The organism is Maribacter corallii, from assembly GCF_047345415.1.
Lineage (GTDB): Bacteria > Bacteroidota > Bacteroidia > Flavobacteriales > Flavobacteriaceae > Maribacter_C.
Genome location: NZ_JBLFEP010000003.1, coordinates 827,618 through 841,662, shown reverse-complemented (window position 1 = coordinate 841,662; position 14,045 = coordinate 827,618). Strand labels below are relative to the sequence as shown.

Below are 14,045 nucleotides of genomic sequence, written 5' to 3'. Positions count from 1 at the left end.
AGCTGATGAAGTGGGTACCTTTACTTCCGATGCTCTTGATATACGGAGGCCTTTTTGGGGTGCTGATTTACCTTGTGATACGTAGGATCGAGGAGAAAGGGAAAGAGGATTTTGAGAAGCGAGATAACTAAATGCAAACGACTACACTGTTATTCATTTTTGGGGCGGCACTTGTAGCCCTCTTATTGGCGCTTTTCCAGTATCATTTTAAAACCAAGAGAAAAGGTACTTTGGCAAAGACCTTGGCCTTCTTACGCTTTTTAAGCCTTTTCGGGCTACTCGTCTTGTTGATCAATCCCAAGTTTTCAAAAAACGAATATAGGCTAGAGAAAACCAATCTTGTCGTGCTTACCGATAACTCCACTTCCGTTGCGACGTCACAGCAACGGATAGGTGATCTAATCGATCAATTGAATCGAAACGAGGCTGTTGCCGATAGATTCGACCTGAGCAACTATCAATTTGGGACTGAACTTGCGGAACAACAAGATAGCCTTTCTTTTACTGACCAAAATACAAATATCGCCAGGGCCCTCAGCTCGACCAAAGAGATCTATAATAATACCAGCACGGTTGCGGTATTGCTTACCGATGGCAATCAAACCCTAGGAAATGACTATGGGTTTTTGGGCAGTTCGCTGAAGTTTCCAGTACTTCCCATTGTTATCGGTGATACCACACGCTATGAAGATTTGCGAATTGATCAGGTAAATGTCAATAGATATGCATTTCTCAAGAACAAATTTCCCGTCGAGCTCTTTGTGACCTATGAGGGCCGTTCCGGTACCACCGCCCAATTGACTATTTCAGTAGACGGCACTACCCAATATAGGGAAACCCTATCGTTTACGGACGGAGATGGCACGCAAACAGTGAATGCCTTACTTGATGCTCAAACGGTAGGAGTGAAGGCCATTTCAGTGCAGTTGCAACCACTTGATAACGAGCGTAATACCGTGAATAATCAAAAGCGGATGGCCGTTGAGGTCATTGATGAAAAAACCAATGTCGCCATCATTTCAAGTATCGTCCACCCTGACATCGGAGCACTGATTAAAGCCATCGAAAGTAATGAACAACGTTCAGTGTCCGTTAATAAGCCTACAACTTCGACCAACGTATTGGATGAGGTCGATATTTTCATACTCTATCAACCTGATGCCTCTTTCAAGGCGGTCTTTGACTATATCCGACAAAAAAGGGGCAGTAGTTTTATCATCGGTGGCAATAAGACGGATTGGCGATTTTTTAATTCGGTGCAGCCACAGGTACGTGTCGAAGATGGATATCCAAATCAAGAGATTTCCCCAATTTTGAATCCCTCATTTTCAAAGTTCGATATTTCCAAGGTTTCGACGGTAGACTTTCCACCGTTAGAGAGTGATGCAGGAGCAATCGTGGCAAGTGGTGATGCCGACATATTGATTTCAATGATGATTCGCGGTAGGGATATCAATACTCCTTTGCTAATCGCAAAGGAAGAACCCGAAGGAAAGAAACTTTTCCTGTTTGGGGAGAACCTTTGGAAATGGCGCGTACAGAGCTTTAGAAACGACCGGAATTTCGAGAACTTCGACCTCCTCATCGGTAAGTTGATGCTGTACCTTTCGGATAATGAGTCTAAAAAGCGGTTGAACCTCGAGTACAAGCGTATTTATGACGGTAGCGGTGATTCCAAGATCACCGCAACTTATTTTGACGGAGCCTTTGTTTTTGATGCCAATGCAACTATGGTATTGAGGGTCAAGGAAAGGGAAAACGGATTTACAAAGGAAATACCCATGTTGCTTCAGAATGGTTTTTATGAAGCTGACCTCCTAGGAATTCCCGCTGGAACATATGACTTTACCGTTAGCGTCGAAGAAGAAAACCGGTCTTCATCCGGCAGTTTCACCATCCTCGATTTTGATGTGGAGCAGCAATTTTTGTCATCTGACTATCAAAAGCTGCAACAACTGGCGAATTCTACCGGAGGAGTACTTTACTTTCCATCCGAAATGGATTCTTTGATAGCGCAATTAACCACCACGAATGAGTTCGCGCCCACCCAAAAGAGCTCTAAAAATGTCGTATCTTTGATAGATTTCAGAATACTGATGGCGCTGATCGTAGCCTTCTTGGCATTGGAATGGTTCATCAGAAAATATAACGGACTAATATAAAATAGAATATTATGGAAAAATTACCGAAAATTGCCTTGCCTGCAGTTTTTATCTTGATCGCATTGGTCATATTGATTTCAAAATCCGCCGTCACCATCGGTTCCGGTGAGGCCGGGGTGCTATATAAAACATTCGGAGGTGGTGTGGTAACTGATAAGCCTCCTTTAGGGGAAGGGTTTCATATTGTCGCGCCATGGAACAAAGTGTATGTTTACGAGGTAAGACAGCAGGAGCTCTTCGAAAAAATGAAAGTTCTTTCTTCCAACGGACTAGAAATACAAATTGATGCCTCGGCTTGGTATCAACCGGTTGATGTTGAATTGGGAATTTTGCACCAAAATTTAGGTGAAAATTATCTGGATCGGGTAATAAAACCTGCCATTCGGAGTGCTGCCAGAAGTGTTGTCGGTCGTTATACGCCCGAGCAATTATACTCCAGTAAACGAGATGCCATTCAAGACGAAATATTCGCCGAGACCAAAAAAATATTGGACAAGCAGAATGTGCAATTGAATGAGGTCTTGGTTCGCGATGTAACGCTCCCAAATACGATCAAAGAGGCCATTGAGCGTAAACTAAGACAAGAGCAAGAATCATTGGAATACGAGTTTAGATTGGTAACCGCCAAAAAAGAAGCTGAAAAAGTGACTATTGAAGCGCAGGGTAAGGCAGATGCTAATAGAATTTTGAGCGCGTCCTTAACCGATAAAATTTTACAGGATAAAGGTATCGACGCAACTTTAAAACTTTCTGAATCACCTAATTCTAAGGTAATCGTTGTAGGTGGTGGAGATGCTGGATTGCCAATAATATTAGGAAATAATTAATGGAGTCTAAAGAAAATCATATCAAAAGGTTTTTGTGTGATTTCTAACTTTTCTTTTGAAAAATCAAAAATACAGTTTACTTTTACAACGTAATGAAAAATAAGAATACACATCATCACCTTTCCACTGGCTGTCAAGCGAGGTAAAGGTGTATTGTAGTATTACAGCATATTTAAAACCCGTTTGAGCAATCAAACGGGTTTTTTAATTAGACCATGCGATTGCTTGAATACAAAAGAAAAGAAATGACAAAAATCAGAATTGCCATTCAGAAATCAGGACGACTGAATGAAGACTCTCTCAGAATTCTTAAGGATTGTGGTATTTCAATCGATAATGGAAAGGATCAACTCAAGGCATCCTCCAGAAACTTCCCTTTGGAAGTGTTTTATTTGCGAAATGGTGACATCCCTCAATATTTGCGCGATGGAGTAGTGGACATTGCGATTATCGGAGAGAACGTATTGATCGAAAAGGGTGTTGACATCGAGTTCGTTGAAAAGCTAGGCTTTTCAAAATGTAAGGTCTCCTTGGCCGTACCCAAATCGGTAGCCTATACTTCGGTCAATGATTTTGAAGGCAAACGTATTGCAACCAGTTACCCGAATACCGTGCGTAATTATTTAGAGACAAAAGGAGTAAAAGCAGAATTGCATATCATCAATGGTTCCGTAGAAATCGCACCGAATATCGGTTTGGCAGATGCGATATGCGATATCGTCTCGAGCGGGAGTACTCTTTTTAAGAACAATTTGAAAGAGGTTGAGGTGATGTTGAAGAGCGAGGCTGTGTTGGCCGTTTCGCCCAAAATTTCAGAGGAAAGAAAGGAGATCCTAAAAAAAATACAGTTTCGTATTCAATCGGTTTTAAGGGCCAGGCAATCGAATTACGTATTGATGAACGTACCGAATCAAAGACTGGACGACATTCTAAAACTATTACCAGGTATGCGCAGCCCTACGGTATTGCCTTTGGCAGAAGAAGGTTGGAGCTCCGTGCATACGGTTATCAAGCAAGATACCTTTTGGGAAGTTATTGATGAATTGAAAAAGGTAGGTGCAGAAGGAATTCTAGTGTGCCCTATTGAGAAAATGGTACTCTGATGGATTTTGAGATTCGCCTTATCGAAAAAGAGGAAATGGAGGTGATTATTCCTCTACTACAGCAATTGAACCCCGCAATTCCATATGAAATACTAAAAAAACGACTTCAACAGATGTTGCTTCAGAACTATCAATGCGTCGGCGCCTACCACGGCGTCAGATTAGTAGGGATTTCAGGTATTTGGATGCTGACCAAGTATTATGTCGGCAAGCACTTTGAGCCTGATAATGTGTTCGTTTTGCCCGAATATCAAGGCAAAGGCGTAGGGCAACAACTGTTTGACTGGATTTTTGGTTATGCCAAATCAAAAGGATGTTCCGCTTCTGAACTGAACTGTTATACAAGTAACGAGACGGGACAGCGGTTTTGGGAGAAACAAGGATATGAATTGGTAGCATATCACTATCAAAAAAAACTATAGGATGGATAGGATATACAATCCGGAACGAACCGATTGGACATCGATTTTAAAACGTCCGACGCGCACTGTAAGCGATATTCAAGATATGGTCAACACCATCTTTGAAGAAGTTGCCAGTGAAGGTGATACGGTTTTGAAAAAGTATACGAAGGAGTTCGATAAGGTAGAACTGAATGACTTTTATGTGTCGGAGGCTGAAATCGAACAGGCAACGGCCTTGGTTTCTATCGCCCTTAAAGACGCCATAGCAACCGCTAAAAATAACATTGAGGCATTCCATAAAGCCCAGGTAACGGAGCGCGTTTCGGTAGAGACCGCTAAAGGTGTACACTGTTGGCAAGAAAAACGTCCGATCCAGAAGGTAGGTTTGTACATTCCTGGCGGTACCGCTCCCTTGTTCTCTACCATATTGATGTTGGCCGTTCCGGCTACCATTGCAGGATGTCGTGAAATCGTACTCTGCACTCCGCCCGATACCGAAGGCAACGTCAATGCGGCTATTCTATATACGGCCGCCCTGTGCGGCGTGACCCGAATTTTTAAAGTTGGTGGCATACAGGCCATCGCGGGGATGACCTTTGGTACGGAAAGTATTCCGCAAGTGTATAAGATATTCGGCCCTGGGAATCAATATGTGACCGTTGCCAAACAGATTGCGACAAAATATGGAGTGTCCATTGATATGCCTGCAGGCCCCAGTGAATTACTGGTAGTCGCCGACGATTCCGCGGATGCCGGTTTCGTAGCCTCTGATTTATTGAGTCAAGCGGAACACGGGACGGATAGTCAAGTCATTCTGGTGTCTACCTCTGAGGCACTCATAGAACAGGTGCAGGCTGAAGTAGCATTGCAGTTGAAGGAATTGCCCCGAAAAGAGATCGCGAAAAAGGCGATTGCCAATAGTAAATTGATTTATGTCGCCAATGATGAAATTGCCATGGATCTCATCAACGAATACGGGCCCGAGCATTTTATCGTTTGTGTTGAGGATGTTGATTTTTATATAGAGAACACTCTGAATGCCGGATCTGTATTTATTGGCAATTATACCCCGGAAAGTGCTGGCGACTATGCTTCAGGCACCAATCATACCCTTCCTACCAATGGATATGCGAAACAGTACAGTGGGGTGAATTTAGACAGTTTTATGAAAAGCATGACCTTCCAACAAATCTCTAAAGAAGGAATCCAGGAAATTGGGAATGCTATAGAAATCATGGCAGAAGCGGAAGGGTTACAGGCGCATAAAAATGCCGTTACCTTAAGATTGAACAGCATAAAAAAGGAAATACGATCAGACCGATCATAGTTAAAGAGAAATCGATGAATTTCGAATTAAATAAAATAACCCGGGCAAATGTAGAAGCACTACAACCGTATTCTTCCGCACGTGACGAATACAAATCGGATGGTTCTGAAATGGTATTTTTAGATGCCAATGAGAATCCTTTTGAGAATGGGGTAAACCGATATCCCGATCCTCAACAACGCGATTTGAAATCGGTTTTGGCAGAACCAAAAGGAGTACTGCCCGAAAACATCCTATTAGGAAACGGAAGTGATGAAGTGTTGGATTTGCTGTTCAGGGCGTTTTGTGAACCCCATGTGGATAATATCGTCACCTTACCACCCACTTACGGGATGTACAATGTGCTATCGGGAATCAATACCGTTGAAAACCGAAAGGTGCTCTTGACAGATACGTTTCAACCTGACGTAAAGGAAATTCTCAAGGTCGTGGATGAGCATACGAAGCTGATTTTTCTTTGTTCCCCGAACAATCCCACTGGAAATGGTTTTGATGAGGATCGAATTAAGGGTTTACTCGAAGCCTTCAATGGTTTGCTTGTCATCGACGAGGCCTATATCGATTTTTCCCCTAGAAAAAGTTGGGTGGGCCGATTGTCGGACTTTCCGAATTTGGTGGTCACCCAAACCCTGTCAAAAGCATATGGTTTGGCCGGCATTCGATTAGGGCTATGCCTTGCATCCACGGAGATTATATCCGTTCTGAATAAGATCAAGCCGCCCTATAATGTGAACGGACTAACACAGTCAAGGGCACTAGAACGTGTACTTGCGCAAGAAGCGGTTACCTCGGAGGTAGCGAACATACTCACCGAAAGAGAGAAGCTGCGCACAGCGCTTCTAACAGTTTCTTTTGTGGATATGTTGTACCCTACGGAAGCAAATTTTATCTTAGTCAAAGTTGATGACGCCGACTTAAGGTATGCACAGCTATTACATAAGGGAATTGTCATTCGCAACAGAAGTACACAGCCTTTATGTCAAAATACATTGCGTTTTACCGTAGGTACGGCAAGTGAAAATAAAAAATTGATCAGAGCATTAAAAGAACTATCGGATGCGTAAAAAGAAAGTCCTATTTATCGATCGAGATGGAACCATCATTAAAGAAACGGTCGACGAACAAATCGATTCCTTTGAGAAAATGATCTTTTACCCCAAAGCGTTTACCTATTTGGGTAAGATCGCCCAGGAATTGGACTATGAATTGGTCATGATTACAAACCAAGATGGTCTCGGAACCGATGTCTTTCCAGAGGATACTTTTTGGCCTGTGCATAATTTTATCTTGAAATCATTTGAGAATGAGGGAGTGGTATTCGATGCGGTTTTTTTAGATCGGACCTTCCCCCATGAAAATGCGAACACAAGAAAACCGGGAACCGGTTTGTTGACCGCTTACTTCTCAGAGGATTATGATTTGACGAATTCATACGTTATCGGGGATAGATTAACCGATATGGAGTTGGCTAAGAATCTAGGGTCACAAGGAATTTTTATCAATGACGAGACCCACTTGGGTACAGGGGAAATTACGGTTGAACGAGGGGCACTTGACGAGGTCATCACATTGGAAAGTAATGATTGGGAAAAAATCTACGAATTTTTGAAACTTCAAGATCGAACGGCGGAAATACATCGAAAGACAAATGAAACGGATATCAAGATCAATTTGAATCTTGATGGCACAGGAAAAGGGCAAATCAATACCGGTCTGGCCTTTTTTGACCATATGCTGGATCAGTTGGCCCGTCACGGACAAATGGATCTGGATATCAAAGTAGACGGAGATTTAGAGGTAGATGAGCACCATACGATTGAAGATACCGCAATCGCTTTAGGGGAGGTGTTTCGCCAAGCCCTCGGAACAAAACTGGGCATTGAGCGTTATGGATTCTGCTTGCCTATGGATGATTGTTTGGCGCAGGTTGCTATTGACTTCGGTGGGCGAAATTGGTTAGTCTGGGACGCCACTTTTAAACGGGAAAAAGTGGGGGATATGCCTACGGAAATGTTTCATCACTTTTTCAAATCCTTTACCGACGGAGCCAAAGCAAACCTTAATATAACGGCAGAAGGTACTAATGAGCACCATAAGATAGAGGCCATTTTTAAGGCGTTCGCCAAGTCCATCAAAATGGCGGTAAAGCGAGATGTGGAAAAGATGGTGTTGCCCAGTACAAAAGGGGTGCTTTAAATTAATAGAGCTATCGAACAAAGTCGGTTATTCATAAAACCATAACAGTGAAGATTGTAATTATAGACTACGGGGCAGGAAATATACAAAGTATCAAATTTGCCTTTCAACGATTGGGGTACGAGGCCGTATTAAGCCATGATGCACAGGAAATTCAAGAGGCCGATAAGGTGATTTTTCCTGGAGTAGGAGAGGCGAGTAGTGCCATGAACAAGCTAAAGGCCAGTGGTTTGGATAAGGTGATTCCCGTGTTAAAACAGCCGGTCTTGGGCATATGTTTAGGGATGCAATTGATGTGTCATTCCTCAGAGGAAGGAGAGACCCAAGGCTTAGGTATTTTTGATACGGAAGTCGTGAAATTTTCCGATCGGGTCAAAGTTCCGCAGATAGGCTGGAATCAGATCAGCAACCTGAAATCCAAACTCTTTGAAGAGGTGGACGAAAAAGAACACATTTATTTGGTGCATAGTTTTTATGCGCCCCTTTGCAAAGAAACCATTGCGGAGTCATTTTACGAGCTACCCTACAGTGCGGCCTTACAAAAGGGTAATTTTTACGGAACACAATTTCATCCAGAAAAAAGTAGCATGATAGGGGAACGGATACTAATGAACTTTTTGGAAGTGTAATATGGACTATCGCATATCGACCGACAAATCGGCATTGAACCTGCAATTCATTTATGACTATATGATCAATACCTCGTATTGGGGCAAGGGGCGTACTTTGGAACAAACTGAACGGACTATCGAAAATTCATACTGTTTTGGCATGTATACCCTGTCCAATGAGCAAATCGGTTTTGCTCGAGTAGTGACCGATTTTGTTTTTTTCGGTAATATTATGGATGTCTTTATTGCTCCGGAGTATCAAGGAAAAGGTTTGGGCAAGGCATTGATAGGGCATATGTTGGAAGATAGGATGTTGAACGAATTGCAGACCTTGACCCTTAAGACAAAAGATGCACATGCGCTTTATGGACGATATGGATTCAAAAAAATCGGCGACTCGGCCTTGTATATGGCAAGAGACCTTCAAAAACTAGACGGATTATGAGAATAGTTCCTGCCATTGATATCATCGAGGGGAAGTGCGTTCGCCTATCAAAAGGAGACTACGACACAAAAAAAGTGTACAATGAGAACCCTTTAGAGGTCGCCAAGGAATTTGAGGCACATGGCATTCGATATTTACATTTGGTAGACCTTGATGGCGCAAAGTCAAAGCATATCGTGAACCACAAGGTATTGGAACAGATTGCTTCTAAAACGGGCTTGAAAATTGATTTTGGTGGCGGATTGAAAACCGATGATGACCTGCGTATCGCTTTTGAAAGTGGCGCTGATCAAATTACGGGAGGAAGTATCGCTGTGAAAAACAAGGAAGTCTTTCTGCAATGGTTGCATACCTACGGAGCGGAAAAGATCATCCTTGGTGCAGATGCCATGAACGAAAAAGTAGCGGTTTCCGGTTGGCAGGAAGAATCGAAAGAGGCATTGCTTCCCTTTATTCGATCGTATCAAGAAAAAGGCATTCAATATGTCATTTGTACCGATATTTCAAAAGACGGTATGTTAGAAGGACCTTCCTTCGAACTATATGAGAAATTATTGAGAAACTCCGAGGGGCTTAATTTGATTGCCTCGGGCGGCGTATCGCACTTTGATGAACTCCCAAGGCTGCTGGAGATTGGCTGTGAGGGTGTCATTATCGGTAAGGCGATTTACGAGAATCGAATACGTTTGAAACAATTGGAATCCTATATATTATCCCAATAAAAAATTATGGAAGAGAGAATCAGGGAAGAATTTGTGCAAAATGCACTGTATCGTTTAGATGAAAGCACCCGAATGAACCGAATTTCGCTCGAGCATATTTCGGAAGAGGAGCTATGGAAACGGCCAAATGCCTCGTTAAATAGTATTGGCAATTTGATTTTACATCTTTGTGGTAATATTACGCAATATGTTATTTCTTCCTTGGGGCAGACGGAGGATAATCGAAACCGTGATGCTGAATTCAATGCGGAATCAGGCTACACCAAGAAAGAACTCCTCGACCGGTTGATCGAAACCGTTGAAAAGGCCAAAAGGGTGATCAACGATGCTTCGATGGAACAATTGGTCAGAAAGCGTGATGTACAGGGGTTTTATTTTTCCGGAATAGGCGTTGTACTGCATGCGGTCGAGCATTACTCATATCACACTGGTCAAATCGCTTTTTGGACGAAGCAGCTGAAGGATACCGATCTAGGGTTTTACGATGGGATGGATTTGACGATTAAAAACAAATAAGGGTAAAACAAGAGGCCTATGGTCCGTTGTGAAGCGCTCGAGCCATACTTTTAAGAACTAAAAAAATGCTTGCAAAACGAATAGTACCTTGTTTGGATATCAAGGATGGGCGTACCGTAAAAGGTGTAAATTTTGTTGATTTGCGGGACGCTGGCGACCCTGTTGAATTGGCTGAAATCTACAGTCGCGAAGGTGCGGATGAATTGGTGTTTCTCGATATCTCCGCTACCGAACAAAAACGGAAGACCTTAGCTGAATTGGTATATCGCGTCGCGGAGAAGGTAAGCATTCCTTTTACGGTAGGTGGGGGGATCTCATCGGTAGAGGATGTTGATGTTTTGTTGCGGAACGGTGCAGATAAGATTTCCATTAATTCATCGGCGGTGAAGAACCCGCAATTGATCAATGATTTGGTCGCCAAGTTTGGTTCGCAGTGTATCGTGGTGGCCATTGATGCGAAAAAAATAAATGACAGATGGATGGTTCATTTGGTCGGAGGTAAGGTTCCTACGGAAATTGAGCTGTTTTCGTGGGCCAAGGAAGTGGAACAACGCGGTGCAGGGGAAATATTGTTCACGTCCATGGATCATGATGGCACTAAAAACGGATTTGCGAATGAGGCTTTGGCGAAACTGTCGACCGAGGTCAATATTCCTATTATTGCTTCGGGAGGTGCCGGTACTGTGGAGCATTTCACAGATACTTTCGAGACAGGAAAAGCGGATGCCGCTTTGGCGGCCAGTGTTTTCCACTTTAAAGAAATCAAAATTAAAGACTTGAAAAAAGAATTACATAAAAACGGTATCCCCGTTCGATTATAAAGCCAAACAAATTGATACGCGCTAGTAAGGAAGACAGAAAAACGGTGGTCGCTATTTTGGTGGAGGCATTTGAACCTTTGATGGAAGAGAATTCTATTAATTTGGTCGTGAAGCAAGATGAAAAACGCTCAGAGCGAATGCGAATTCTAATGGAGTATTTATTTGATAAGGCCATGCGTACCGGAGAAGTGTTTCTCTCCGATAACCGTGCGAGCTGCCTTTTGATTTCCTATGCCCATAAAGACACCTTCAGTATTTCGAAATTGGCGTCAACCATCCGTTTGGCAATCAAATGCATCGGTGTCGAGAGGGTTCGAAAAGTGCTGCGCCGACAGAAAATAGTACAACGCAATTATCCCAATGGGGCCTATATTCGACCGATGATTTTCGCGGTGCGCAATGAGTATAAAGGCACCGTGACAGCGGCAAAATTGATCATGCAGGTGTTCAAGGATTTTAAAGACAACGAACTCCCCGTGATTGTAGATACCGCTTCGGAAGATCATGTGCGTCTGTACCAAAAATTTGGATTACGGATTTTTAATAAAGAAAAGGAACTGGGTTTTCCGATTTACCTGCTTCGAATGAATTGAGCTTTGGGAATGTTGTTTTAAAAATAACCAGTCCTCAATTCTAGCTAAGGATGATCGCTTACCCTTCATGTGTATAAAAGAAAAATTATGACCATAGATTTCGATAAAGACCCAAATGGACTCATTCCTGCTATCATTCAAGATGCGCGGACCAAGAACGTTTTGATGCTAGGGTATATGAACCAAGCCGCATTTGATAAAACACAAGAGACCCAGAGGGTGACCTTTTACAGTAGAAGCAAACAGCGCTTATGGACAAAAGGCGAAGAGAGTGGTAATTTTCTGAATGTAGTGGATATCAAGAACGATTGTGACGGAGATACCTTATTGATTTCCGTCCGTCCCGTTGGCCCTACTTGCCATACCGGTACGGATACTTGTTGGGGTGAAGAGAACAGCCCTAATTTCGCATTTCTTTCGCAATTAGAGGGAATTATCAAACAAAGAAGAACCACCGATGATGGTAGTTCTTCCTATGTCGCATCCCTTTTCGAAAAGGGAATCAACAAAATTGCGCAAAAAGTGGGGGAAGAGGCCATTGAAACGGTTATCGAGGCCAAAGACGACAATGATGAACTCTTTTTATACGAGAGTGCCGACCTACTTTTCCACTACCTGATATTGTTGCAAGCCAAAGGGTTTACCCTTGCTGATATTGAAGCTGAATTGAGAAATAGAAATAAATAGCCCTTAGTTTCTGTGATTTACTTCTGAGGATCCCGAAAGCTTTCTATTATTGACAGCTGCTTCTCCCTTATAATTGAGCACACTGGCACCTGATGCCTTTACATCAATGCTATTGGCAACGGATAAAAACGCTTCACTGGCACCTGAGAGTTCTATGTTCAGATCCTGCACCGTTAAATCATAATCTTTGATGTCGCTACTTCCCTTAAGTTTGGCGTTCAAAGAAGATACATCACCGTAAAGATCAAGACTTGAAGCGCCGGTGGTATCGAGGTATAACCGTTCTGCATCGACTTCCCCGCTGATATCCGAAGCCCCGGAAAGATCGATGCGACCATCTGAAACGATCCAGGTATTATCCAATGTCACACGTGACGCCCCTGAAAGATCGAAAGTGGCAATGTTCTTGGTAGTGATATAGGCGTTCATCGTAGCATTACCGCGAACATTGGTGAAGTTTTTTAACCGAATTGCCAAGGCATCGCCTTCCCTTTTTACGATGATTCTATCATGAAGGTTGTCATTTGCCTCTATGCGAACACTTTCTTCTGTATCCGAAAAGGTGACGTAGGCATGAAACGCATCCGAAACCTTCAGTTCCGAATAAGAAGGAATTGAATAGTCGAGCGAGGTCACATCACCCGAAGCACGAATGGTATCATGGTCGCATGAGGTCAAAAGCCCAATAGCGAGGAGTACTCCAAAAATTAAATTTACTTTTTTCATTGTTATGATTTTATGAATGATTGATGATTATTTGAGTCAGGCCGTTCATACGCCCTTCTTACAATTCAGGTATTAAACAGGAACCCAGGTCAATTGAATAGGGTGCCATTCTTTTGTTGGCGGTCTCAATGAAGATTCCTTTTCTTCAGTCGTTCGCATAAAAACCTGATGGTCTTCATTGAAGACGTGCTTTGTTTCGATGAGTGTATGAAATGGGCCTAGTTTACGATGGTTATCTATCATCACCAATGGTTTTTTTATACCGGTTTCGACCCATATTGAATACCCCCACCTTGATGCCAATTCCTCCTGAAAACCCATTGAGGCGATCCACTGGACTGTTGACCAAATTGATCTTACTCGTGAATCGGTATTTGACCCCGGCTTCAATCTGTAGATATCTAGAGATATTGAACAGTGCGCTGATACCCGGCTCCGCTACAAAAATTGCATCGAAATCATCTTCCGTAAGGTCTTGGTCAAAATCCTCATCGAAATTATCGTCTATTACCCCGATACCTCCAGCGCCGACTAAAAGCGGAAAAGACAGATTCACCCTTGATTTGCTAAAAAATATCGGTTCTAGATGCAATCCGCCGTAGGCCCCTATCAAATCCTCACGTCTTGAGAGCGCGGTATTGAAGACATCTTGGTCGGAGTAAATAAAATTACCCTCAAAACCAACCTCAAATTGCTGATTCGCTACATAGGCTACTGTGATTCCACCCATATAGGTATCTGCATCATCGACCTCCCCATAACGCATGGTTAGTCCTAAATAAACGCCATGCACCACATTATTACGGTCATTGAATTCTACATATCCATCTTCTTCTTGGGCGGCACCAAGAATGCTGAAAAAGGAGGCAAGTAGCAGTACTATTGATTTTTGATTGTTCATATTG

At 42.8% G+C, this 14,045-nt stretch carries 17 protein-coding genes; 15 read left to right on the top strand and 2 right to left on the bottom strand.

All coding sequences use genetic code 11. The features are described 5' to 3' along the window. Positions 1–5: 5 nt before the first annotated feature. The 15 genes from ACKWCA_RS13650 (at position 6) to hisIE (ending at position 12,414) form a co-directional block, all read left to right on the top strand. Complete coding sequence (locus ACKWCA_RS13650; protein ID WP_413978767.1) at positions 6–131, top strand: hypothetical protein; 126 nt, start codon at positions 6–8, stop codon at positions 129–131. Beyond that, the gene (locus tag ACKWCA_RS13645; protein WP_413978766.1) at positions 132–2,162 is read left to right on the top strand and encodes a VWA domain-containing protein; all 2,031 of its coding nucleotides are present in this window, start codon (positions 132–134) and stop codon (positions 2,160–2,162) included. An 11-nt stretch (positions 2,163–2,173) separates the two neighbouring features. Further along, positions 2,174–2,989 (top strand): prohibitin family protein, encoded by an 816-nt coding sequence (locus ACKWCA_RS13640; protein ID WP_413978765.1) that lies wholly within the window; start codon positions 2,174–2,176, stop codon positions 2,987–2,989. A 245-nt stretch (positions 2,990–3,234) separates the two neighbouring features. After that, positions 3,235–4,092 carry an ATP phosphoribosyltransferase gene (hisG, locus tag ACKWCA_RS13635; RefSeq protein WP_413978764.1) on the top strand — a complete coding sequence of 286 codons (858 nt, stop codon included), beginning with the start codon at positions 3,235–3,237 and terminating at the stop codon, positions 4,090–4,092. Then, positions 4,092–4,514: a GNAT family N-acetyltransferase gene (locus ACKWCA_RS13630; RefSeq protein ID WP_413978763.1), complete on the top strand. Its 423-nt coding sequence runs from the start codon at positions 4,092–4,094 to the stop codon at positions 4,512–4,514. The genes hisG and ACKWCA_RS13630 overlap by 1 nt, the downstream gene beginning before the upstream one ends. Position 4,515: 1 nt before the next feature. Then, a complete protein-coding gene (gene hisD, locus ACKWCA_RS13625; protein WP_413978762.1) occupies positions 4,516–5,823 on the top strand; it encodes a histidinol dehydrogenase in 1,308 nt (435 codons plus the stop codon). 14 nt (positions 5,824–5,837) lie between these two features. Continuing rightward, the gene (gene hisC / locus ACKWCA_RS13620) at positions 5,838–6,887 is read left to right on the top strand and encodes a histidinol-phosphate transaminase (RefSeq protein WP_413978761.1); all 1,050 of its coding nucleotides are present in this window, start codon (positions 5,838–5,840) and stop codon (positions 6,885–6,887) included. Continuing rightward, positions 6,880–8,019 carry a bifunctional histidinol-phosphatase/imidazoleglycerol-phosphate dehydratase HisB gene (hisB, locus tag ACKWCA_RS13615; RefSeq protein WP_413978760.1) on the top strand — a complete coding sequence of 380 codons (1,140 nt, stop codon included), beginning with the start codon at positions 6,880–6,882 and terminating at the stop codon, positions 8,017–8,019. Before hisC ends, hisB begins: the two co-directional genes overlap by 8 nt. A 47-nt stretch (positions 8,020–8,066) precedes the next feature. After that, complete coding sequence (hisH, locus tag ACKWCA_RS13610) at positions 8,067–8,648, top strand: imidazole glycerol phosphate synthase subunit HisH (RefSeq protein WP_413978759.1); 582 nt, start codon at positions 8,067–8,069, stop codon at positions 8,646–8,648. Between the two features lies 1 nt (position 8,649). Then, positions 8,650–9,075 (top strand): GNAT family N-acetyltransferase, encoded by a 426-nt coding sequence (locus ACKWCA_RS13605; protein ID WP_413978758.1) that lies wholly within the window; start codon positions 8,650–8,652, stop codon positions 9,073–9,075. Beyond that, entirely contained in the window at positions 9,072–9,797 is a 726-nt protein-coding gene (gene hisA, locus ACKWCA_RS13600) for a 1-(5-phosphoribosyl)-5-[(5-phosphoribosylamino)methylideneamino]imidazole-4-carboxamide isomerase (RefSeq protein WP_413978757.1), read from the top strand. Before ACKWCA_RS13605 ends, hisA begins: the two co-directional genes overlap by 4 nt. A gap of 6 nt (positions 9,798–9,803) precedes the next feature. After that, on the top strand, positions 9,804–10,313 hold the full coding sequence (locus tag ACKWCA_RS13595) for a DinB family protein (protein WP_413978756.1): 510 nt from the start codon (positions 9,804–9,806) through the stop codon (positions 10,311–10,313). A gap of 65 nt (positions 10,314–10,378) precedes the next feature. After that, positions 10,379–11,134 (top strand): imidazole glycerol phosphate synthase subunit HisF, encoded by a 756-nt coding sequence (hisF, locus tag ACKWCA_RS13590; RefSeq protein WP_413978755.1) that lies wholly within the window; start codon positions 10,379–10,381, stop codon positions 11,132–11,134. Positions 11,135–11,145: 11 nt separating this feature from the next. Beyond that, positions 11,146–11,727 carry a GNAT family N-acetyltransferase gene (locus ACKWCA_RS13585; RefSeq protein WP_413978754.1) on the top strand — a complete coding sequence of 194 codons (582 nt, stop codon included), beginning with the start codon at positions 11,146–11,148 and terminating at the stop codon, positions 11,725–11,727. A gap of 87 nt (positions 11,728–11,814) precedes the next feature. Beyond that, complete coding sequence (gene hisIE / locus ACKWCA_RS13580) at positions 11,815–12,414, top strand: bifunctional phosphoribosyl-AMP cyclohydrolase/phosphoribosyl-ATP diphosphatase HisIE (protein ID WP_413978753.1); 600 nt, start codon at positions 11,815–11,817, stop codon at positions 12,412–12,414. A gap of 3 nt (positions 12,415–12,417) precedes the next feature. On the opposite strand, the gene ACKWCA_RS13575 is transcribed toward hisIE, so the two are convergent. Together ACKWCA_RS13575 and ACKWCA_RS13570 are read right to left on the bottom strand one after the other, a co-directional pair. Continuing rightward, positions 12,418–13,140, bottom strand: a complete 723-nt coding sequence (locus tag ACKWCA_RS13575) for a head GIN domain-containing protein (RefSeq protein ID WP_413978752.1) — start codon at positions 13,138–13,140, stop codon at positions 12,418–12,420. Between the two features lie 232 nt (positions 13,141–13,372). Beyond that, positions 13,373–14,041 (bottom strand): hypothetical protein, encoded by a 669-nt coding sequence (locus ACKWCA_RS13570; RefSeq protein ID WP_413978751.1) that lies wholly within the window; start codon positions 14,039–14,041, stop codon positions 13,373–13,375. Between the last annotated feature and the right edge of the window lie 4 nt (positions 14,042–14,045).